Source organism: Plantactinospora sp. A48, assembly GCF_055793945.1.
This window is the reverse complement of sequence record NZ_JBTIXF010000009.1, coordinates 131,871-154,331: the sequence shown is the minus strand read 5'-3', so window position 1 is coordinate 154,331 and position 22,461 is coordinate 131,871. Positions and strand designations below refer to the sequence as shown.

Below are 22,461 nucleotides of genomic sequence, written 5' to 3'. Positions count from 1 at the left end.
CCCACCCCCCCCCCCCCCCCCCCCCCCCCCTCCCCCCCCCCCCCCCCCCCCCCCCCCCCCCCCCCCCCCCCCCCCCCGCCCCCCCCCCCCCCCTCCCTCCCCCCCCCCCCCCCCGGGACCCGGGTGGGTAACGGAGATCAGACGATGGTGCAGGGTGATCCGTTGAGGGTGAAGGCGGTCGGCTTGGCGGTGCCGGAGCCGTTGCCGTTGAACCCGATGGTCGCCGTCCCGTTCGGGTTGATGGTCGCGTTCCACGACAGGGACGCGGCCGTCACGTTCTGCCCGCTCGGGGTCCAGGTCGCCGACCAGCCGCTACCGAAGGTCTGGCCACTGGGCAGGGCGAACGCGAGGGTCCACCCGTTGATCGTGCTGGTGCCGGTGTTCGTGATGACGATGTTGCTGGTGAAACTGCTGCCCCCGCTGCTGAGCGTGTAGGCCACCTTGCAGTTGTTGCTGGCAGCGGGCGTGGTGAAGGTGACCGCCGCCGAGTACGCCGACGTGTTGCCGGCGGCGTCCCTGGCCCGAACCTGGTAGCGGTACTGGGTGTTCGGGGTCAGGCCGGTGGCGCTGAACGAGTTGGTGCTGGAGGTGCCGGCCGAGGCGAACGAGCCGGTGCCGACCGCCCGCTGGAGGTCGTATCCGGCCACCCCGACGTTGTCCGTGGAGGCCGCCCAGGTGAGGGTGGCCGACGTGGACGTGACGCCGCTGGCCACCGGGGTACCGGGGGTCGACGGCGCGACGGTGTCGGGGGTGCTGGTGCCCGGGTCGGCGTAGAGCAGCCGGTTCGGCGAACCGGTGCCGACGTTCGTGATCACGTTGGTGGTCGCCGAGCTGATCAGCGCGGTCTTGGCCTGCGCCAGCGTGGCCGTCGGGTTGCTCTCCAGGTAGCGGGCCAGCCAGCCGGTCACGTGCGGCGTGGCCATGGAGGTACCCGACCAGCCGGAGGCCACGGCGGTGTCGCTGCTGATGCCCGCCGAGGTGATGTTGTCGCCGGGGGCGAAGACGTCGACGCAGGAGCCGTAGTTCGAGAACGACGCCCGGCTGTCGTCGACCGAGGTCGCCCCGACCACGATGCCGCGTGAGGAACGCGGGTTGTTGAGGCAGGCGTCCCCGTTGTCGTTGCCCGCGGCGAACACCGGCAGCACGCCGGCGTCGATCATGTTCTCGACGGCCGTGTTCACCTCGGAGCCGTAGTGCCCGAGGCTGAGGTTGGCCACCGACCGCGACACCACGTGGGTGGCCACGTAGTCCAGGCCCTCGATGAGGTCGGCGTTCGTGCCGCTGTTGTCGCACATCAGCACCCGTACCGCCCGGATCTGGACGTTCTTGGCGACGCCGTAGGTGGTGCCGCCGATGGTGCCGGCGGTGTGCGTGCCGTGCCCGTGGCAGTCGTTGGTGCCGTTGCCGTCACCGACGGCGTCGTAGGCGCCCTGCGCCCGGCCGCCGAAGTCGACGTGGGTGGCCCGGATGCCGCTGTCCAGGTCGAACGCGGTGACACCGGTGCCGACCGTGTTGTAGTTGTACTGCTGGTTCAGCGGCAGGTTGTGCTGGTCGATGCGGTCGAGTCCCCAGGACGGCGGGTTGGTCTGGGTGGTTTCACCGCCACCCCGCGGTGCCGGCTCGACGGCCTGGACCGTGGCGTCGGCGCGCACGTAGGCGACGTTCGGATTGGCGCGTACCGCGGCGAGCGCGGCGGGCTTCAGCGTCGCGGAGAAGCCCCGCAACACCCGGACGTAGCGGTGGATCCGCTCGCCGCCCGCCCGCTGGGCCGTGGCCACGGCGTCGTCGCCGCTGCCGCCGGCCGGGTCGGCCTTGAGTACGACGATGTAACCGCCGTTCGGCTGGCCGCCCTCGGCCGGCAGCAGTGGAGCGAGCGTGGTGCTGGGCTGCGCTGCGGCCGGTGCGGCCGCCAGCGCGGTCCCGATCGCGACGGCTGCGGCTGCCGCGGCCACGCGGATGATGTGTCGATGACGCGTTGACATGGTCAGTTCGACCCCCTGGGTCCCCCGAACGCCCGCGAGCGCCACCGACCGCTCGCACCTGTCACGTGCGTCGGTGGCGTGTCGTCAGGCGTTTACTTCAAGTGCCGGTCTTCGAGCACTGGAGCGATCGACGGTGGTCCGGGATTGTCGGCGGCCGGGTTCACCGGGCGTTACCGACACCGGACGGAGCGCGCTGCCCGTCGAAGGCAATTGGAGCATGGTCCCGGCTCCCCACCAAGGCCGTCTATCTCGCTCGATTCGAATATGTCGATGCTGTTCTCGGGGTGGCCTGGGGATCGTCCAGCGGGAACCCGCGCCAGATAGTCGACGTGAGAACTGTCACCGGCAGCCTCGCTCGGGCTGGTGACGGACAGTTCGCCGAGCGGTCACGTGGACCTTGCCGGACGGACGGATCCGCGCCACGATGAGGGATGTCCATGATCAGCCCGCCTACCGGCAGCTATCGGAACCCGGTGCTTCCCGGCTTCCACCCGGACCCCAGCGTCTGCCGGGTCGGTGCGGACTACTACCTCGTCTGCTCCAGCTTCGAGTACGTCCCCGGGGTGCCCATCTTCCACAGCCGCGACCTGGTGAACTGGCGGCAGATCGGCAACGTGCTCGACCGACCGGGCCAGCTGGACATCCCGATGGACACCGACGCGTCCCGGGGCATCTTCGCGCCGACGATCCGGCACCACGACGGGCGGTTCTGGGTCGCCACCACGAACGTCAGCACCGGCCGACACCTCATCGTCACCGCCACCGACCCGGCCGGGCCCTGGTCGGATCCGGTCTGCTTCGAACTGCCGCACGTCGATCCCTCGCTGGCCTGGGACGACAACGGCGACTGCTGGTTGACCACCTCCGGGGTGGACGCCTACCGGATCGATCCCGAGGCGGGAACGGTCCTCGAAGGACCGCTGCCGATGTGGTCCGGCACCGGCGGCCAGTATCCGGAGGCGCCGCACCTCTACAAGATCGGTGACTGGTGGTATCTGCTGGTCTCCGAGGGCGGGACGCACACCGGCCATGCCGTCTCCATCGCCCGGGGTCGCAGCCCGCGCGGCCCCTTCGAACCCGGCCCGGCCAACCCCTTCCTCACCCACCGGAGCACGAACCAGCCCATCCAGGCCACCGGACACGCCGACCTGGTCCAGGCCGTGGACGGCAGCTGGTGGATGATCCTGCTCGGGATCCGCGCGAAGGGTCAGTGGCCGCCGTACCACGTGCTCGGCCGCGAGGTGTTCCTGGTGCCGGTGCGCTGGGTGGACGGCTGGCCGGTGACCGATCCGGTCGTGGAACTGACCCCGGCGCCGGCCGGCAGCGCACCGGCCACTGCCGCGGCCCCCGATCCGGGTGCCGACCGCGACGACTTCGACGCGGCCGAGCTGGCCCCGACCTGGATCTCGCCGCGCTCCCGACCGGACGCGAACTCGTCCCTGACCGACCGACCCGGCTGGCTCACCCTGCACGCCAGCGGGACGACCCTGGACCGGGCCGGAGCAACCATCGTGGCCCGGCGCCAGCAGCACCACGACTGCCGGGTCACCGTCCGGGTCGACCCCGGGACCGGCCGAGCCGGCCTGACCATCCGGATCGACGAGGCGCACCACTACGACCTGGAGGTCTCCGGCGGCGTGGCCCGGGCCGTCGGCCGGGTGGGCCCGTTCCGCCAGGTCTTCGGCGAGCAGCCGGTGCCCGACGGGCCGGTCACCCTGACGATCGCCACCCGGACCCACGACCTGCTCCCGCCGATCGTGACCGCCGCCGACCAGGTCGCGGCGCCCGGAGCCCCCCTCGGGGTCCGACCCACCACGTGCGACATGGTCAGCTTCGAGGTGGCCACCGAGGACGGGCCGGTCGTCCTCGCCGAACTCGACGGACGGTACCTGTCGACCGAGGTGGCGGCCGGCTTCACCGGCCGGGTCATCGGGATGTACGTCACCGAGGGCAGCGCGGCCTTCGACTGGTACGAGTACCGGCCGCTGCCTTCCGCGCCGGGGTGAGCCGGTCCGTCCGGTCGTCGGTCAGGACAGCCCGACGCAGGAGCCGCAGAAGCCGCCCACCGCGGGGACGTCCAGGTTGTCGTCGACGTAGACGACCGGCCTGTTCACCAGCGGATCGGTGTTGGGGATCGAGTGCATCGTGGCCGGACGCCCCAGCTCGAAGTCGAGCCGGACGCAACCCATCCGGACGCTGGGACCGCTCATGAGGCAGACGCCCAGTGTCCCGACGCTCGGGGTGGACCGCAGCACGCCGGTGACCGGTGTCGGGCCGTTCTCCGCGTACGGCAGGAGATTGGTGGCCTGTGCGATGGCCGTGTCCCAGTCCGGCCGGAACAGCACCACGTTGAACCGGTACTTCGCCAGGTACGCGCTGCACAGGCTGACCGCGCCGGAGACAAACATGACGAGTTCCGGGCTCGGCTCCAGCCGGGTCAGCTCGCCGGTCGCGCAGGACGCGGCGGACCAGGCGACCCCGTTCGCCGTGCTGGTGGGCCGGGGCGTCAACGTGGGGCCACCGGTCAGCGGACCGATGACCGTCTGCGCGGCCGGCATCGACCGGTCGGCCGACGCCGGCAGGGTGCCGACGGTGAGCGTCACCGCGAGCCAGGCCGCGACGGCGGCGAAGGAAACGGTGAACGGAGTCGCTGACCGGCGCATGTCCTACCTCCGCTCATCCGGCGTGCCGGGGACGTCCGGCGTCGCGGTCACCTGCGGTGGCAGCGGCGCGGCGCCGGTGGCGCCGAGAACAAGGGCGAGTTGGAACCGGTTCTCCACGCCGGCCCGGTCCATCAGCGCCCGCATGGCGTATGCGACGGTGCGTACGCTGATCCGCAACTCGGCCGCCGCGGACTCGTCGCTGTGCCCGGCGGCCAACAGGGCGACGAGCGCCTGTTCGCGCGTGGTGAGAGTGATCGGTACAACCCCCTGACGGCGTGGATCCCGAGCCTGCGCCCACAACCGGTGAAAGGTGCCGCACAGGGACCCCACCACGGTCGGATCGTCGATCTCGATGTACCCGGCCTCCAAGTCGAGTGGGTCCGCCGGGAACAGGACCCTGCGCCGGTCGAAGACGAGCAGCTTCATCGGCAGCGTGGGCAGTTCCCGATACATCCCCCCGACATCACCAAGCTCCTGCGCGTAGGCGCAGGATCGGTCCCCGTCGAGCGGCGGCAGGCCCAGCACCCGAAGCCGGATGCCCCGGTCCAGCATCAGGCGGTCGACCGGGAGTGCGGCGGTCATCGCGTCGGCATCGAACACCTCCTCGGTGTTGATCGCCAGATGTTCGTGGCGCTCCGCGGCGACGAGATGCGCGACCCGGCGCCGAGTCAGCGCACGGGTGGACCACCGGCGTACCGAGACCTGCTCGACGGTCTGCAATCCCGCGCCGGACAGCGCCGCGACCTGCCGGTGCCACCGTTCCGGGACGGGCTGCGGCATCCGCCCCCGGCGTAGCCGCTGGAGCACGGCCTCCGCCGGGCGCGGCAGCCACAGCCGATCCTGTCGGCTGGTGGTACCCGACCCCGTCGGCGCCGCGGCGTCGATCGCGGCCAGTTCGTCCAGGGCCCGCCGTACCCGATCCGGGGCAAGCCCCAGATCCCGGCTCAGACGTCTTCCGGTGCGGGCGCCGTCGCTCATGCACAGTGCCCGGTAGACCAGGTCGGCGTCAGCCGAGACGCCCCATCTGGTGAGTCGGGGAATCGGTCGGGACTCGACCGCCACCACCTCAGCCATCACTACCCCCCCGTGGTCATCAGGACGGCCGCCCCCCGGCCATCCTTCGACGTGTTCCAGCACACCACCCGGGAGAGGCGCGGCGGAAGGGGAGGCGCCGACGGGGTTGCAGGAACCTGCAACGGATCGGCGGGCGTCCCTTGTCCGCTCCGGGTCCGGGTCCGGATCGTGAGGCCCGACCGCTTCACCCGAGGCGTTGTCGAGCCCGGCGGTTTCAGGTTGCCGGGGCGCACCGGTGGTCTCGCCACCGGCACGCTCCGCCGCCGGGGGGCTCGGGCGGAGCCGGTCGCGAACCGATCGACACGGGAGGCACAGTGATCAGGAACGCAGGAATGGATCCGCCGCGGTCGGCGGTAACGGAGCCGGGTGGACGGGCACGGCGGGCGTGCTTGCGTGGCGGCCTCGCCGCGGCGCTCGGTCTCGCGGTGGTCGCCGGTGTCCCGGCGGCGGCATCCGCCGTGGACAAGACCCCGACGGCGGGCGGTTGGACGGTGATGGAGAGCTATCCGGGCGGGGCGGTCTACCGGTCCGCCCCGGGCTTCGTCGACAAGGCGAAGGCGGGCCCGGCACCGGCTGCCACGTCCACCGGCGGCGGGATCTCCATCCAGGGGATCGACGTCGACATGGGTTGTCTCAACCCGAGCGCCAGCAGGCAGATCACCCCACAGGGTGGCTCGACGGACCGGATCGACGCCTACGGGCGCAACAGGTCGATCATCAACTACATCCCGTTCGGCTTCATCTCGGGTGCCCGGTTCACCGAGAACACCTCGTACACCAACTGGTGGGGGGTGTCGCCGCTGAACGCCACCTCGGTGACGCTCAAGGACACCTGGGACGTCAACTACACGGCGATCAGCCTCTCCATCAGTGGCGGTCCGCCCAGCGCGACGCTGAACTACGGCACCGGCACGGTGGACTGGCAGACCACCGCCAGCCAGGACTGGCGGATGTCACACAGCTGGAACGACATCCGGTTCGGCACCTCGGGCGGCAGCATCGGACGGGTCAACCACAACGTGACCGGAACCTTCCAGTTCGGCACGAGCTACTACGCGACGACCGGCTATGCCGGTCACGACGTGCAGCAGAACTTCGGCGGCCTCTCCCCGTGGGGTGGCTGCTGAGGCAGCACGTCGGGCGCGGTCCGGCAGTTCGCCGGGCCGCGCCCCGCGGTCCGGCGAACCCAGCGGAGGTGTCGATGCTGTCCAAGGCCCGCGTACTGCCGGCGGTGCTGGTCGCCGTCCTGGCCGGGGTCGTCGGTTGCGCCGGCCAGGACGGGACGGGCGCGGCCGGCACGGTCCCTTCCGGGACGGCCGGCACGGTCCATCCCGGCCGCAACGGCGGCCCGGACGGTCGCGATCCCGGTGCCGCCGCCCTGACGCCGCCGGGGGACCAGTTCCTGCGTGACCTGGTCGAGGACCTGTGGGTCACGGACGGCCGGAGCGGTTACTTCCTGAACGGCACGGGCGACCCGGGCCGGCAACCATATTCGCTCTACGACACGTACTGGAACCTGCGTCTCGCCGAGTTCGCGCCCGGCCGGGCGGCCCGGCTGGTGCCGTCGCGCATGGCGACCTGGCTGAGCCAGGCCGCCACCGGGCGGGACGGCGGCAGCGGCCTGCCGGCGATGGCCCAACTCGGGTACGCGGTGGACATCGCCCAGCGGCTGCGGATGCCTGCCGACGCGCCAGCGGTGAGCCGGACGGTCGACGCCCTGCTCGCCGGTGACCGGTACCGGGCCTCGGCCGACGAACAGGTGGGTAGCTGGGGCAGTACGGCGTCCGCCCTTCAGGTGCTGCACCAGCTCGGCCTGCCGGCGCCCGAGCCGGTCCGGCTGGCCGCCGTGGCCGCGCTGCGCGGTCTGCCACCGGTGCCGGACGGCCAGGCCATCGTCACCGACGCCGTGCCGCTGCTCCAGATCGCGGCCCTGCTCCCGCCGTCGCAGCTCGTGGGCGTGGACCTCCAGTCGGCGTACGACCGTACCCGCGCCTCGCTCGACCGGCAGCCACCCGATCCGGTCCTGCTGGGCAGCGGCGACGACCTGGTCGACGCGGCGCGGCGGCTCGGCCTGCGCACCGGCGCCCGGCCCGTTGGCCGGCTGTGCGCGATCGTCGCCGCCGACGGCGGTGTGCGGCTGCCCGGCTCGACGACTGCCGATCTCCAGGCCACGTACCACGCTCGGCGATCCGGCTGCCCCGACGCGCGGGTGCCGGCCCCACAGGCGTACTCCCGGGTGGGCTGGCCGCCGCCGGGCGCCGCCGCGGACTCGCTCGACTCGACCTGCGCCGCCATGCGGCTGGCCACCATGCTGGCAGTCGGCAGCCGGTACGCCGCCCGGCTCGCCGGCACCCTGACGACGGTCTGGCTGCCCGAACGGAAGCGGGCCGGGCCCCCCGGCTCGCAGCGGGTGGCGATCCTGGACGCCCAGTTGCGCGAGGTCTCGGCATACTCCCGGCGTGAACTCGGCAGCGCCGACCTGGGACACCCGCCGGACGACGCGGTCGCCATGCTGGCCCGGATGGTCGGGCTCGGCCGGACCCAGCGGCTCGACCCGGCGGCCCGGGACGGGGTCCGCCGGTTGGTCCTGGACGCCCGCCGGTTGCGGGAGTCCGTCCCGGTCCATCTCGCCGCGATCCTCGAACTCGCCGCCCGGGCACTGCGTGATCCGATGCTGCACGCCGAGGCGGCCCGGGTGGCCGGCGAGCTGAGGTTGGGCGACGGTGTCTACGCGGCGACGCGGGGCGCGGCGGAGCCGTCGTTGTTCGCCTCGGCCGTCGGTAGCTGGCTCGAGCGGAGCCCGGACAGCCCGGCGGACGCCTGGATCCGCGTCGGGCTCTGCGCCGCCGACGGCCGGTGCGCGGAGACGCCGGGCCAGCTCACCGGCACCAGCCAGCGGGCCCTGCGGATCCTTGCGCTGTTCGCGGCCTGCCGCCGGACCGGGTGCGGGGAGACCTTCCCGGTTGTCAGCTGAGATACCGATCCCGACCGCCGGGCCCGGCCGGTTGGGACGCCGGGACCCCGCTCTCGGCGCCGTCGTCGCTGGCGGCGGCCAGCAGCCGCTGGCCGAGGGTGCGGGCGGCGTCCCGCAGTTGCGGGCAGCGCAGGATCCGGTACGGCACCGGGATCGCCGCGAGTTGCTCGGCGTACCACCGGGGGTTGCTGGTGCTGCCGACAAGGCGGGTGGTCCCGGCGTCGAGCGGTTCCACCGTGCCGAGCGCCCGGGGCAGCCGCCGGGTCACCTCGTCCACGGGCGCGTCGATGACGACCTCGACGTCGTACTCCCAGCCGACCGCGAGATGTTCCTCCAGCGTGGCCACCGGGTCCAGGTCGCGGGGTGGGGTGAACGTGTCGTCCAGGATCGTCGTCCGGCGTACCCGGTCGATCCGGTACGCCCGCCGGGCGTCGCCGGGATGGGTCCGGCACAGCAGGTACCAGCGCCCGTGGCGGACGACCACCGCCCACGGGTCGACCTCGACGTCCCACTCGGATCCGGTCTCGGAGCGGTAGCCGAGACGTACGCGACGGCCGGCCGCGCAGGCGCGTACCAGGGTCGCCGTGGTCTCCGGGTCGGGCCGGACGGCGGCCCGGTCGGGAGCCGGGGCGGTGGTGCGGCGGACGGCCTCGGCCTGGGCGGCCACGTTCTCGGGAAGCGCCCGGACGAGCTTGCCGAGCGCGCTGCCGACCGGGTCGGCCGGGTCGCTCGCCGGATGGTGGCCGTCGAGCACGGCCATGACCAGGCCGAGCGCCTCGGTGGCGCTGAACATCAGCGGCGGCAGTCGCAGCCCACGGCCGGTGCGGTAACCGCCGTACGGGCCACGGAGGGACTCGACCGGAATGCCGGCCTCGCGGAGGATGCCGACGTACCGCCGGGCGGCCCGCTCGGAGACGCCGAGTTTGTCGGCGAGTCGGTCCGCGGTGATGCCCGGGCTGCTCTGGATCAGCTCAAGGGCCAGCAGCGCCCGCGCCGTGGGGCTCACGTCGGATCTCAGCACGGCTCACCAATCCGGAAGTGGAACGTCCGGAGCGGAGCCTAGCCTCTGCCGCATGACCGACCACATCGTGCTGGACACCACCATCGCCGAGCCGTCGATGACCGCCGGCGAGGTCGAGATGCTGCTGTTCGCCCTGGACCGGGGCCGGGCCCAGTTCGCCTGGAAGTGCGCAGGACTGGACGCGGACGCCCTCCGCCGGCCGTACCCACCGTCGGCGATGACCCTCGGCGGGCTGCTCAAGCATCTGGCGCTCGTCGAGGACTACTACGTCTGGGTCCACCTGACCGGGGAGATGGGCGGACCCTGGCGGGCCGCCGACTTCGCCACCGATCCGGACTGGGCCTGGCACTCGGCGGCGGACGACACACCGGAGACGCTGTACGCGCTCTGGCGGGACGCCGTCGACCGGTCCCGCGCGGCCTGGAGCGCCAAGCTGGCGGACGGAGACCTGGACCAGCCCTCGCTGCTGCGCACCGACACCGGCGAGTCCCCGAACCTCCGTCGCGTCCTGGTCGATCTCCAGTCCGAGTACGCGCGGCACGCCGGGCACGCCGACCTGCTCCGGGAGACCATCGACGGGTTAATCGGCGAGGATCCGCCGCAGCCACCCGTATGATTGCGCTTCGTCCCTGCGTGGGCGGCCCGACCCGCCCGGGCGAGCGACGGAGCGGAGTACGAGATGACGGATTCGACGCGGTCCCCCTTCACGGCGCTGCCGGCGAGGATCGACCTTGGCGAGCTGGATCGCCGGATCATCGCCTGGTGGCAGGAGAAGGACATCTTCGCCCGCAGCCTCGCGCGGACCGCCGAAGGACCGTCGTGGATCTTCTACGAGGGTCCGCCCACGGCCAACGGGGTACCCGGGACGCACCACGTCGAGGCCCGGGTCTTCAAGGACGTCTTCCCGCGTTACCGGACCATGAAGGGCTACTCGGTGCCCCGCCGGGCCGGCTGGGACTGCCACGGGCTGCCGGTGGAACTGGCCGTCGAGAGGGAACTGGGCCTCGGCGGCAAGCCCGACATCGAGAAGATCGGCGTGGCCGAGTTCAACGCGCGGTGCCGCGAGTCGGTGCTGCGGCACGTCGGGGAGTTCGAGCGGCTCACCGAGCGGATGGGTTACTGGATCGACCTGGCGAACGCGTACCGGACGATGTCCCCGGAGTACGTGGACAGCGTGTGGTGGTCGCTGCGGAAGATCCACGCCGACGGTCGGTTGGTGGAGGACTTCCGGGTCGCGCCGTACTGCACCCGGGACGGCACGACGCTGTCCGACCACGAGGTCGCGCAGGGGTACGAGACGGTCCGCGATCCGTCGGTCTACGTGCGCTTCCCGCTGCGGGAGCCGCTGGCCGGGCAGTCGGACGTCGAGCTGCTGATCTGGACCACCACGCCGTGGACGCTGGTGGCCAACACCGCCGTCGCGGTCCACCCGGACGTGCCGTACGCCGTGGTCCGGACCGACCGGGGAACCTTCGTGGTCGCCGAGGCGCTGCTCGGCGCGGTCTTCGGTGCCGCAGGTGCCACCGGTGACGGCGTCGCGGCCGGGGGCGGCGTCGAAGCCGGAGACGGTGTCGCGGCCGGGGACGGGTCGGTGCGGGTGCTGGCCACGGTGCCCGGGGCGGAACTGGCCGGGTTGGGCTACCGGCGGCCGTTCGAACTGGTCGAGATCCCGGACGCGCACCGGGTGGTGCTGGCCGACTACGTCAGCACCGAGGACGGCACCGGGCTGGTACACCAGGCGCCGGCGTTCGGCGCCGACGACCTGGCGGTGTGCCGGGCCAACGGGCTGCCCGTGGTCAACCCGGTGGCGCCGGACGGTCGGTTCCACCCCGACGTGCCGCTGGTCGGCGGGGTCTTCTTCAAGGACGCCGACCAGTTGCTCGTGGCGGAGCTGGACCGAGCCGGCCGGCTCTTCCGGTACGCGGAGTTCGAGCACGCCTATCCGCACTGCTGGCGTTGCCACACGCCGCTGATGTACTACGCCCAGCCGTCCTGGTACATCCGCACCACGGCGGTCGGCGACGCGCTGCGCCGGGAGAACGAGCGCACCAGCTGGTACCCCGAGCACATCAAGCACGGCCGGTACGGCGACTGGCTGGCCAACAACGTCGACTGGGCGCTGTCCCGGTCGCGGTACTGGGGTACGCCCCTGCCACTGTGGCGGTGCGGCGCCGGGCACGTCACGGCGGTCGGTTCCCGGGCCGAACTCGGCCAGCTGGCCGGACTGGACCTGTCGGAGCTGGATCCGCACCGGCCGTACATCGACGAGATCACGTTCGACTGTCCCGAGTGCGGTGACCCGGCCACCCGGGTCCCCGAGGTCATCGACGCCTGGTACGACTCCGGTGCCATGCCGTTCGCCTCGCTCGGCTACCCGCACCTGCCCGGCAGCGTCGAGGCGTTCGAGGCCGGCTACCCGGCGCAGTACATCTGCGAGGCCATCGACCAGACCCGCGGCTGGTTCTACACGCTGATGGCGGTGGGCACCCTGGTGTTCGACCGTTCCGCCTACGAGAACGTGGTCTGCCTCGGGCACATCGTCGCCGAGGACGGTCGGAAGATGAGCAAGCACCTGGGCAACATCCTGGCCCCGATGCCGCTGATGGAGACGCACGGCGCGGACGCCCTGCGCTGGTTCATGGCCTGCTCCGGATCGCCCTGGGCGCAGCGCCGGGTCGGGTCCGGACCACTCGACGACATCGTCCGGAAGGTCCTGATGACCTACTGGAACACCGCGTCGTTCTTCGCCCTCTACGCCAGCCACGCCGACTGGGCGCCGGCGGCGGCCCGGCCGGTCGGCGCGCGACCCGTCCTGGACCGGTGGATCCTCGGTGAACTGCACGGGCTGGCCGAGGCGGTGGACGAGCGGCTGGAGAACTACGACACCGCCCGCGCCGGCCGGCTGCTGGCGGACTTCGTGGACGACCTGTCCAACTGGTACGTCCGGCGCTGCCGCCAGCGGTTCTGGGCCGGCGACCGGGACGCGCTCGCCACCCTCTACACCTGTCTCGACGTGCTGACCCGGCTGCTCGCCCCGATCGTCCCGTTCATCACCGAGGAGGTGTGGCAGCGGGTCGTCCGGCCGGGCGATCCGACGGCGGCGGAGTCGGTCCACCTGGCCACCTGGCCGGAGCCCGACACCGGGCTGATCGACCCCGACCTGTCGGCCCGGATGGCCACCGCCCGCGCGCTCACCGAGGCCGGCCGGGCCGCCCGCAAGGCGGCCGGACTGCGGGTACGGCAGCCGCTGCGCCGGGCCCTGGTCGGGGTACCGGCCGGCACCGAACTGCCCCGCGAACTGCTCGACGACGTGGGTGACGAGCTGAACGTGCGGCTGCTCCAGCCGCTGGACGCGGGCAGCGAGGTGATCGACGTGACCGTGCAGCCGAACTTCCGCGCGCTGGGACGGCGGTTCGGCAACCGGACCCAGGAGGTGGCGGCGGCGATCCGCGCGGCCGATCCGCGGGCGCTGGTGGCCAGCCTGCGCACCGGGCAGAGCGCGACCGTCGGGGGGCCCGATGGCGGGTTCACGATCGGTCCGGACGACGTCCGGATCGTCGAGGCGCCGCGCAGTGGCTGGGTGGTCGAGGCGCAGCGCGGGGTGACCATCGCGCTGGACACCGAACTCAGCCCCGAGCTGGTCGCCGAGGGCACGGCCCGGGACGTCGTACGGGTGGTGCAGCAGGCCCGTCGGGAGGCCGGCCTGGAGGTGTCGGACCGGATCGCCCTCTTGGTCGCCGGCCCGGAGCGGGTCCGCGCGGTGGTCGAGGCGTACCAGGATTTCATCGCGGCCGAAACCCTCGCGGTGTCGGTGGCGGTGCTGGACGCCGCCCCGGCGGGTTTCCCGGGGACCGTGGGCGACGGGGACGGGATCGTCGTCGCCGTCCACCGCGCGTGACCCGCGTTCGACGTACCCTGCGGGCCGGCGGTCGGGGTCAGCCGGGGGTCGCGGCCGGCGTCGTGGTGGCGGCGGTCCGGCGCGGACCCCGCGCCGAGCCGGACCGGCGGGTACGCCCCCAGGAGAGGGTCCGGTCCAGCACCGTCCGCGCCATGATGATGACGCAGGTCGTGCCGTTGATGAACGACGCCAGGACATCGCTCGGGTGGTGCATCCCCCGGTACATCCGGCCCAGCGCCACCCCGATCGGAGCCAGGACCAGCGCCCACCAGAGCACCTTGGCGGTCGTGCTCCTGGCCCGCAACGCCATCAGCAACGCCACGCCGACGTAGAGCGCGGTGGCCGCCGAGGTGTGGCCGGACGGGAAACTGGAGGTCGGCGGGGAGGCGTCCAGGTGCGGCACCTCGGGCCGGTGCCGGTCGATGAGCAGCGTGGTGATCAGGAAGACCAGGGCCTGCGCGCTGACCGCGGCGGCCAGGAACAGCGGCTCCCGCCACCGCCGCAACCACAGGTAGAGCACCAGCGCCACCAGAACGGTCGTCGCGACGATCACCTGGGTGCTGGCCAGCGTGCTGAACACCAGCGAGACGTTGTTGAGGTCGCCGGAGCGGTCCGATGCGAGTTCCCGGTTGACCGAGTCCTCCACGGTGAACGGCCACGTGTGGTTGAGGACCTTGGTGATCAGGAAACCCAGTAACACCATGCCGGCCAGCAACAGGGCGACCGGAAGCACGATCCGCCTGACCACCCGTACCGCGATCTCTGACATGGGCGCGCAGATACCCGAAACGGCGTTCGGCTAAGCCTCCGGAGCCGCCGGGTCGGCCACCTCGGGCTCCATCCCTTCGCGGGTCGGCCGTGGTCGGCGGCGGTCCACCCGGTGCCGCCAACTGGCGAAGGCGGCGGCGGTGGCGGTCAGCACCCCCACCCCGAGCAGCCAGCCGCCCACCACGTCGCTGGTCCAGTGCACGCCCAACGCGATCCGGCTCAGGCCGGTGAGCCCGGCCAGCAGCACGGCACCGGCCCACAACCCCCAGCGGCCCGCCGGCCGGTCGCGGGCGAACGGCAGCAACACCAGCACCAGCACCCCGGCGGCCAGCATCGCGTTGAGCGCGTGTCCGGACGGGAACGAGTAGCCGGTGGCCCGGGCGACCGGGTCGAGCAGATCGGGGCGGTGGCGACCGACCAGCAGCTTGAGCAGCTCGCCCAGCAGACCGCCGGCGACCATGGTGGTGACCGCCCACCAGGCCAGCCGGGGAGCACCGCGACGCCACAGCCAGAACGCCAGGACGGCGACGACCGCCCGCAGCGGCAGCGGACCGAAGACGTTGGTCCACACCTTCATGAGGCCCACCCACAGCGGATGGCCGATCGCGTACCCGTGCAGCGCGTCGGTGACGGTCTGGTCCAGGTCGTGCAGTGGTCGCCAGGCATCGAGCACCAGCAGAGCGAGCAGCGAGAACGGCACCAGGATCAGGAACGCCGCGATCGCGCCGACGGTGAGCCGCAGCCCGAGCGAGTGGTGCGGATCGAGCCGGCGGGCCCGCCACGTCTCGGACCGGGCATGTGCCGAAAGGTGCTCCTGGGTCCTGCTCATGAGGCCTGCCTTTACCCGCGTATCGGCCGGTCATATCCCTGGCCCGGGTCCCTTTCCGGATCGGTCCGGGTTGCCGGGGCCGACGTCAGACCGTCGGCACCGGCTCGGGCGTCGGCACCGGGCCACCGTTGCGGGGAGTGCGCTCGATCCACCGCACCACCGGCTGGATCGCCACGCCGCAGGCGACGAAGATCCCCGCGATCACCCACCAGCCCCAACCGCCCGTGGTGATCGCCAGGTACGTCAGGGCGGCCGGCCCGATCATGCGACCGATGCCGGCGACCGACCGGCTGGCCCCGACGTACGCGCCGCGCTGGGCGGCCGGCGGGACCTCGGTCTGGAAGTACCACTGGGCGGCCGACGACCACAGTTCGGTCGCGGTGGTCAGCAGCACCGCCAGGGCGAGGACGCCGACCGTCAGCCAACCGCTGGTTCGGCCGCTGTACGCGATGACCGGGCAGGCCACGGCCGTGGCGACCGCCGCCCAGCGGGTCAGCCGGACCGCTCCGGAGAGGCTGTCCGCACCGGCGTCAACCCGACGTACCGGGTGAAGAACACGACGCTGCCGGTGAGGAACGTGCCGTTGTCGATCGCGTACACCGCCGACTGCACCGCGAGGTTCCGCGGCAGCCCCGGTGGTGGTAAAACTCTGCTCAGCAGCCCCCGTACGTCCCCCATGGCGGGCATGACACCAGAGGCGCCCCTCGCGTCGCAACCGGGTATGCGGTCCGGATGGCCGTCATGACCCCGGCCGGAAGCTCGCCCGGATCGTCGCGATCGACTCGGCGTCACCGGCCCAGTCGACGTCCGGCGCCACCCAGCCCAACGTGTACGCCCGGCCACCCGAAACCCCGGTCACGATCCGCAGGGCGTGCAGCCGCTCCCCGTACGGGGCGGTCCACCGGCACTCCCACTCGGCGCCGGGACCGTGGCCCGTCCGGTCGAGGCGCACCTTCTGGTACTTCGGCAACACACCGCTGTTGATCCCCCGGCTCTCCTCGCCACGCAGCAGGCCGACCGGGTCGTCGGCGGCCAGTTGCGGCGGGGTGTTGGTCTCCACGCTCAGCGAGCGGCTGGACAGCGGGTCCTGGAAGCAGGAGACCCCGTCGTCGTCCTGGAAGTAGAGCCAACCCACCGGCACGGTGAGCCGGAAGCCGTTGCTGTCGACGTGCCAGGTCCAACCGCGCGGCGGCGCGAAGGTCTCGTCTTTCGGCGTCGCCGTCCTGGTGATCTCCCGCTTCACCCGGCCCGACCGGATGCAGGCGAACGGCGGCGGCGGTGCCCCGTGCGGCGGCGGCTCCCCACGCCCGGGATCGTGCGGGCCGCCCGGCGGGTCGTCCTCGGTCGTCGGTGTGGCGGAGCTGGTCGCCGTGACCTGCGGGTCGGTGCTGTTGTGGTACGTGACGATCAGGATGGTGCCGACAGCCGCGAGCACGACCGCGAGGGCGGCGGTGACCACCGAGACCAGCCAGCGTCGGTTGACGGGTTCGGTGACGGCCCGCTCCGCGCCGGGCGACCAGATCCGACGGGTACGGGTGCGGACCTCCCCGGAATCGGATTCGGGAGCGGCGCCCAACTCGGCCCAGCCCGGCCCGGTCGGTTCCACCGCCGACTCGCGGACCAGCGCGGCGAGCCGCGCGCCCACCCCGGCCCAGTCGGCCACCGTCGGCTGGTCGTCCAGGGCGGTGCTGTCCAGTACGCCCCGCAGCATGCGCTCGGTTTCGGTGGCGGTCAGCCGGCGGGCCGGGTCCTTGCGCAGCAGGCCGGTCAGGATCGGGGTCAGCGGCCCGGCGTGCGGGGCCGGATCCGGTGGCGAGGTGGCCAGCGCGGTGAGTGTGGCCATCGCGGTCGACCGGGCGTAGGGCGAGCGTCCCTCCACCGCCGCGTGCAGGGTGGCACCGAGCGACCACATGTCGGTCGCCGGGCTCGACACGCCCTCGGCGGCCCGCTCCGGGGCGACGTACTCGGGAGAGCCCATGATCATGCCGGACCGGGTGACCCCGTCGCGACCGTCGTCGAGCACGGCCAGCCCGAAGTCGGTGAGCATGACGCGCCCGTCGCTGGCGATCAGGACGTTGCCGGGCTTCACGTCCCGGTGTACGACGCCGGCCCGGTGCGCCGCGATGAGCGCGGCGAGCACCGCCTGCCCGATCTGTGCCGCCCGGCGGGGCGAGACCGGCGCGGTGCCGAGGACGTCCTGCAGCGAGCGGGACGGGACGTACTCCATGACGATCCACGGCGTGCCGTCGACGGTCACCACGTCGTGGACGCTCACCACGTTCGGGTGGTTGAGCCGGGCGGTGATCCGCGCCTCCCGCATGGTCCGGGCGACGAGCCGCTGCTGGTCCTCGTCGGCCAACCAGTCCGGCAGCGTGACCTCCTTGATGGCCACGTCGCGGTGCAACACCTCGTCGCGGGCCAGCCAGACACGCCCCATTCCGCCCCGACCGACCAGGCGCTGCAACCGATAGCGCTCCCCGATCAGCACAGCCGCATCGCCATTCCCTCCGCCACCAACCAGGTTGACCACAATAGCCACCGATGCGAATGGATAGGGTGACCCGCGGTGACGGTGACCGCCTGCTGGACACTCCCGGCACGGCTACCAGCGGGAGAGCAGCAAAATTAAAGTGGCTCGATATATTCCGTCGCTGTTCGGACATTGCCGGTCGACGCTGCGCTGAGCTGTCCGTGGCCCAGCGTGATGATCTGGCCCGACGGCTCGTATCCTTTCCGGCGTAGCCGTCTCAGGGAAGGGAGTGTCGTGAGCAACCGCGAGACGTTGGAGTTCCAAGCGGAGGCGCGTCAGCTGCTCCAGCTGATGGTCCACTCGATCTACTCGAACAAGGACGTCTTCCTGCGTGAGCTGATTTCCAACGCGTCCGACGCGCTGGACAAGCTGCGCATCTCCTCGATGGTCGACAAGGACCTGGCGGTCGACGCCTCCGACCTGCACATCGAGTTGGCGGTTGACGCCGATGCGCGGACTCTCACCGTTCGGGACAACGGCGTCGGAATGTCCCGGGACGAGGTTGTCGCGCTGATCGGCACGATCGCCAAGTCCGGCACCGCCGAGCTGCTGCGCAAACTCAAGGAGTCGACCGACGGGACCGGCTCGCAGGAGTTGATCGGGCAGTTCGGCGTCGGCTTCTACGCCACCTTCATGGTGGCCGACAAGGTCACCCTGCTGACCCGGCGGGCCGGCGAGACCACCGGCACCCGTTGGGAGTCGACGGGCGAGGGTACGTACGTGATCGAGGAGGTCGACGACGCGCCGCAGGGCACGGCGGTCACCGTGCACCTCAAGCCCGCGGACCCCGAGGACCACCTGTACGACTACACGGCCGAGTGGAAGATCCGCGAGATCGTCAAGCGGTACTCGGACTTCATCTCGTGGCCGATCCGGATGACGGTGGAGCGGCCCGGTGAGCCGGCCGAGGACGGCGAACCGGCCGGTCCGGTCATCGAGACGGTGACGCTCAACTCCATGAAGGCGCTGTGGGCCCGGTCCCGCGACGAGGTCGACGACGCCGAGTACAACGAGTTCTACAAGCACCTGAGCCACGACTGGACCGACCCGCTGGAGATCATCCACATGCGGGCCGAGGGCACCTTCGAGTACGAGGCACTGCTGTTCCTCCCCGCCCACGCGCCGTTCGACCTGTTCAGCCGGGACGGCAAGCGGGGCGTGCAGCTGTACGTCAAGCGCGTCTTCATCATGGACGACTGCGAAGCGCTGATGCCCAACTACCTGCGCTTCGTCAAGGGCGTGGTGGACGCGCACGACCTGTCGCTGAACATCTCCCGGGAGATCCTCCAGCAGGACCGCCAGATCCGCGCCGTCCGCCGCCGGTTGGTGAAGAAGGTGCTCTCCACGGTCAAGGACCTGCGGGAGAAGCAGCCCGAGAAGTACCGCACCTTCTGGTCGGAGTTCGGGCGCGCGTTCAAGGAGGGCCTGATCGAGGACGTCGACAACCAGGAAGCCATCCTGGACCTCGTCTCGGTCGCCTCGACGCACGACGCCGAACAGCTCACCACGCTGCGCGAGTACGTCGAGCGGATGAAGGACGGCCAGAACGACATCTACTACCTGACCGGTGAGTCGCGGTCCACCGTCGAGAACTCGCCGCACATGGAGGCGTTCCGGGCCAAGGGGTACGAGGTGCTGCTGCTCACCGACCCGGTCGACGAGGTGTGGGTCGAGCAGGTCGGACAGTTCGACGGCAGGTCGCTGCGGTCCATCGCCAAGGGCCAGATCGACCTGGAGACCGAGGACGAGAAGAAGGCCGCCGAGTCGGAACTCCAGGAGCGGCAGCAGGAGTTCGAGCCGTTGCTGACCTGGCTGGGGGAGCGGCTGTCCGACGAGGTGAAGGAGGTCCGGCTGTCGTCGCGGTTGACCACGTCACCGGCCTGCGTGGTGGGCGACGCCCAGGACCTCACCCCGACCCTGGAGAAGCTGTACCGGGCGATGGGGCAGGAGGTGCCGCCCACCAAGCGGATCCTCGAACTCAACCCGACGCACCCGCTGGTCGTCGGGCTGCGCAAGGCGCACGAGCAGGGTGCCGACCCCGAGGCGTTGGGGCGTACCGCCGAACTGCTGCACGGGATGGCGCTGCTCGCCGAGGGCGGGGACCTGAAGGACCCGGCGCGGTTCGCCCGGCTGCTCGCCGAGCAGCTCAGCGCCACGGTCTGAGATGGTTCGTGGGTCGGCGTCGGTCGCCGCCGACCCACGAATCCCTCGCGGTCGATCGAATCCCGCCGCCGGTGGAATCTCGCGTTCGGTGATCTGATCGGCACGCAGGGCAGCGATACGCTGACCTTTTTCGTTACCATGCCCCTTCGGGAGGTGTGGGCGTGTTACCTGAGGACGCCGAGCTGGCCGCAGCCGACCGCTGGGTCGACGACTGGCAGGGCAGGATCGAACGGCAGGCCGCGCAGGCGCGCGAGCTGGCCGACCGGGTACGCGGACTGACCGCCACGGCGCGCAGCCGGGACGGCCTGGTCGAGGTCACGGTCTCGTCGTCCGGCGCGATCACCGGACTGCGCCTGGACGAGGGCATCCGGCGGCGGCGCGCGGCCGACATCGCCGAGCAGATCATGGAGGTCACCCGCCTGGCGGTCGGCCGGCTCGCCGAACGGGTCACCGAGGCGACGGCGGAGACCGTCGGGGCCGACAGCCCCGCCGGCCGCGCGATCATCGAGTCGTATGCCCGGCGGGTGCCGCCGTCGACCGAGGACGGCACCGATGGCCGGCGCTGACCATGTCGCGGTCACCCCCGCCGACCTGCTGGGTCACGCGGGGCGGGTGGCGACCGTCGCCGCGGCCATCGGCACCGCCCGGGAGGCCGGCGCGGCCACCCGGCCCGGACCGGAGGCGTACGGGCGACTGTGCGTGATGGTGCCGGTCATGCTGGGCCTACTTCAGGACGTGCTGCTGGACGGCATGGACCAGGCCGCCGACTCGCTGCACGACACCGCCGAACGGTTGCGCTCGGTGGCGCACGGCTACCGGTCCACCGACGAGGAGGTGGCCGCCGACATGCGCCAGGCCGGTGGCCTGCCGTGACCGTCAATCCGCTGGTCGCGGCGAGGATCGACCAGCCGGTGGATGCCTGGGCGGGGGTCTGGATCGCCGAGGACATCGAGCTGATCCAGCAGGGCGTCAAGTCGGGCAGCTGGATAGACACCGGCCTCGGCGTGCTCGGCGCGACCCTCGACGGCCTCGCGCTGATCTCGGATCCGATCGGCTCGCTGTTGCAGTACGGCGTCGCCTGGATCATCGAGCACGTCAAGCCGCTGAGCGAGGCACTGGACTGGCTGGCCGGCGACGCCGCGCAGATCGCCGCGAACGCGCAGACCTGGCGCAACGTGGCCGCCGCCCTGCACCGCCAGGCCACGGATCTCGGGTCGGCGGCCCGGCTGGACCTGTCGGAATGGTCCGGAGCGGCGGCCGAGGCGTACCAGGGCTGGTCGAAGCAGCAGCAGGACGCGGTCGGCGGGCTCGCCAAGGCCGCCGAGACGATGGCCGCGATCACCGAGGGCGCTGGCTTCCTGATCTCCGCCGTACGCATGCTGGTCCGCGACGCGGTGGCCACCGTGGTGTCCCGACTGGTCGTGTACGCGGCCGAGGAGGCGGCCTCGCTGGGCTTCGCCACGCCCCTGGTGGCAGAGCAGGTGACCACCCTGGTCGCCGCGTGGGCCGCGAAGATCTCCCGATGGCTGCGCGGCCTGCTGTCCAGCCTCCGCGAACTGGCCTCCCGCAGCCGGTCGCTGGAGAAGCTGGTTGAACTGTTGAAGCGCATCCTCAACAAGCTCCGCGGCAAGGGCGACGGTCGACCCCAATGGCCGGGCACCAATCCCTCCAGGCCGCCCGGCGGCAAGCCCCGGGGCGAGCGAACCAAGGCGCACCCGACGAAAAAGAAGGACCGTGGGTTGAGGCGGGAGAATGACTCAGCGGATGCCCTGGCGAAGAACGGTTATGACGTCGAGCAGAACCCGCCGCCGAAGCCAAATGGAAAGGAACCCGACTACAAGATCGAGGATGAGTACTTCGACTGCTACTCTCCCGACACGTCGGATCTGGACAACCTGAGGGATGGCATGAGCAAGAAGGTGAAGACTGGTCAGGCCGATCGCCTCGTGCTGAACTTGGATGACTGCCCGCGCTCACCGGCAGACGTCGAGGACGTTCTCCGGAGGAAACCCATTGACGGTCTTAAGGAAGTGTTGCTTGTGCGAGACGGTAAGGTCGTCAACTTCTACCCTTTTCAGTAGCGGACTGAGCAGATGGCTACCGAATACGATCTGATATCGGAGGCCGACCTGTCTCACGAAGAGTTCTTCTCCTTCGTGCGGGTGGCCGTGGACGGCGTGCCCAGGGAGAGCAATTTCATGCTGGCCGAGGGCATGGGCGTGTACGCCTACCGGGTGACGCCTGACGAGCAGAGGTCCGCGGCGGATCTTTTCGGCTTCACCCACCGGGTGACCGCAACCTTCCGATTCTCAAACCGAGCGTCCGATGAGGTGCTGGCGCGGGCCGAGGTGGTCATGTACCGAGCGGTCATTGAGTTCTTCGAGCGGTTCCCGGGCCGAGGCGTGTTGCTGTACAACGGCGAGGAGGTGACTGTTCAAAAATTGAATGAGGGCATCGAGATCAATCGCGACTGGGAAGAGTGGACCGAAAACGACAGCCTGCAAGCCCTGATCAACGGCTACACCTTCCGGACTCTGCCTCAGCCCTTGCTCTGAGTCT

The 22,461-nt window shown here is 71.5% G+C and carries 19 protein-coding genes; 10 read left to right on the top strand and 9 right to left on the bottom strand.

Annotated elements, in window-relative coordinates; all coding sequences use genetic code 11:
• Positions 1-137 precede the first annotated feature (137 nt).
• Positions 138-1,982 (bottom strand): S8 family serine peptidase, encoded by a 1,845-nt coding sequence (locus tag ACXN5W_RS07640; RefSeq protein WP_473157448.1) that lies wholly within the window; start codon positions 1,980-1,982, stop codon positions 138-140.
• Between the two features lie 437 nt (positions 1,983-2,419).
• Here ACXN5W_RS07640 and ACXN5W_RS07635 point away from each other — a divergent pair, with 437 nt between their 5' ends.
• Positions 2,420-3,988, top strand: coding sequence for a glycoside hydrolase family 43 protein (locus ACXN5W_RS07635; RefSeq protein WP_473157447.1), 1,569 nt, complete (start codon positions 2,420-2,422; stop codon positions 3,986-3,988).
• 21 nt (positions 3,989-4,009) lie between these two features.
• Here ACXN5W_RS07635 and ACXN5W_RS07630 read toward each other — a convergent pair whose 3' ends face one another.
• Both ACXN5W_RS07630 and ACXN5W_RS07625 read right to left on the bottom strand, forming a co-directional pair.
• On the bottom strand, positions 4,010-4,645 hold the full coding sequence (locus ACXN5W_RS07630; protein WP_473157446.1) for a hypothetical protein: 636 nt from the start codon (positions 4,643-4,645) through the stop codon (positions 4,010-4,012).
• A gap of 3 nt (positions 4,646-4,648) precedes the next feature.
• Entirely contained in the window at positions 4,649-5,719 is a 1,071-nt protein-coding gene (locus ACXN5W_RS07625) for a helix-turn-helix transcriptional regulator (RefSeq protein ID WP_473157445.1), read from the bottom strand.
• A 389-nt stretch (positions 5,720-6,108) separates the two neighbouring features.
• Between ACXN5W_RS07625 and ACXN5W_RS07620 the strand changes: the two genes are divergently transcribed.
• Positions 6,109-6,846: a hypothetical protein gene (locus ACXN5W_RS07620; protein ID WP_473157444.1), complete on the top strand. Its 738-nt coding sequence runs from the start codon at positions 6,109-6,111 to the stop codon at positions 6,844-6,846.
• Between the two features lie 74 nt (positions 6,847-6,920).
• Positions 6,921-8,693 (top strand): hypothetical protein, encoded by a 1,773-nt coding sequence (locus ACXN5W_RS07615; protein WP_473157443.1) that lies wholly within the window; start codon positions 6,921-6,923, stop codon positions 8,691-8,693.
• Here the strand turns inward: ACXN5W_RS07615 and ACXN5W_RS07610 are convergent.
• On the bottom strand, positions 8,686-9,699 hold the full coding sequence (locus ACXN5W_RS07610; protein ID WP_473157442.1) for a helix-turn-helix transcriptional regulator: 1,014 nt from the start codon (positions 9,697-9,699) through the stop codon (positions 8,686-8,688). The two genes, ACXN5W_RS07615 and ACXN5W_RS07610, sit on opposite strands and share 8 nt — an antisense overlap.
• A gap of 67 nt (positions 9,700-9,766) precedes the next feature.
• Between ACXN5W_RS07610 and ACXN5W_RS07605 the strand changes: the two genes are divergently transcribed.
• A complete protein-coding gene (locus tag ACXN5W_RS07605) occupies positions 9,767-10,330 on the top strand; it encodes a DinB family protein (protein ID WP_473157441.1) in 564 nt (187 codons plus the stop codon).
• 63 nt (positions 10,331-10,393) lie between these two features.
• Positions 10,394-13,612: an isoleucine--tRNA ligase gene (ileS, locus tag ACXN5W_RS07600; protein ID WP_473157440.1), complete on the top strand. Its 3,219-nt coding sequence runs from the start codon at positions 10,394-10,396 to the stop codon at positions 13,610-13,612.
• A 37-nt stretch (positions 13,613-13,649) separates the two neighbouring features.
• On the opposite strand, the gene ACXN5W_RS07595 is transcribed toward ileS, so the two are convergent.
• From ACXN5W_RS07595 to ACXN5W_RS07575, 5 genes are all read right to left on the bottom strand, one after another.
• On the bottom strand, positions 13,650-14,381 hold the full coding sequence (locus ACXN5W_RS07595) for a phosphatase PAP2 family protein (RefSeq protein WP_473157439.1): 732 nt from the start codon (positions 14,379-14,381) through the stop codon (positions 13,650-13,652).
• Positions 14,382-14,411: 30 nt separating this feature from the next.
• Complete coding sequence (locus ACXN5W_RS07590; protein ID WP_473157438.1) at positions 14,412-15,209, bottom strand: phosphatase PAP2 family protein; 798 nt, start codon at positions 15,207-15,209, stop codon at positions 14,412-14,414.
• 85 nt (positions 15,210-15,294) lie between these two features.
• Positions 15,295-15,675, bottom strand: a complete 381-nt coding sequence (locus tag ACXN5W_RS07585; RefSeq protein ID WP_473157437.1) for a hypothetical protein — start codon at positions 15,673-15,675, stop codon at positions 15,295-15,297.
• A gap of 26 nt (positions 15,676-15,701) precedes the next feature.
• The gene (locus ACXN5W_RS07580) at positions 15,702-15,887 is read right to left on the bottom strand and encodes a hypothetical protein (RefSeq protein ID WP_473157436.1); all 186 of its coding nucleotides are present in this window, start codon (positions 15,885-15,887) and stop codon (positions 15,702-15,704) included.
• 61 nt (positions 15,888-15,948) lie between these two features.
• On the bottom strand, positions 15,949-17,697 hold the full coding sequence (locus tag ACXN5W_RS07575; RefSeq protein ID WP_473157435.1) for a serine/threonine-protein kinase: 1,749 nt from the start codon (positions 17,695-17,697) through the stop codon (positions 15,949-15,951).
• Positions 17,698-17,973: 276 nt separating this feature from the next.
• Between ACXN5W_RS07575 and htpG the strand changes: the two genes are divergently transcribed.
• From htpG to ACXN5W_RS07550, 5 genes are all read left to right on the top strand, one after another.
• On the top strand, positions 17,974-19,902 hold the full coding sequence (htpG, locus tag ACXN5W_RS07570; RefSeq protein WP_473157434.1) for a molecular chaperone HtpG: 1,929 nt from the start codon (positions 17,974-17,976) through the stop codon (positions 19,900-19,902).
• 161 nt (positions 19,903-20,063) lie between these two features.
• A complete protein-coding gene (locus ACXN5W_RS07565) occupies positions 20,064-20,468 on the top strand; it encodes a YbaB/EbfC family nucleoid-associated protein (protein ID WP_473157433.1) in 405 nt (134 codons plus the stop codon).
• Complete coding sequence (locus ACXN5W_RS07560; protein ID WP_473157432.1) at positions 20,455-20,775, top strand: type VII secretion target; 321 nt, start codon at positions 20,455-20,457, stop codon at positions 20,773-20,775. Before ACXN5W_RS07565 ends, ACXN5W_RS07560 begins: the two co-directional genes overlap by 14 nt.
• Positions 20,772-21,983 carry a CdiA C-terminal domain-containing protein gene (locus ACXN5W_RS07555; RefSeq protein WP_473157431.1) on the top strand — a complete coding sequence of 404 codons (1,212 nt, stop codon included), beginning with the start codon at positions 20,772-20,774 and terminating at the stop codon, positions 21,981-21,983. Before ACXN5W_RS07560 ends, ACXN5W_RS07555 begins: the two co-directional genes overlap by 4 nt.
• A 12-nt stretch (positions 21,984-21,995) precedes the next feature.
• Positions 21,996-22,457 (top strand): SitI3 family protein, encoded by a 462-nt coding sequence (locus tag ACXN5W_RS07550; protein WP_473157430.1) that lies wholly within the window; start codon positions 21,996-21,998, stop codon positions 22,455-22,457.
• Positions 22,458-22,461 lie beyond the last annotated feature (4 nt).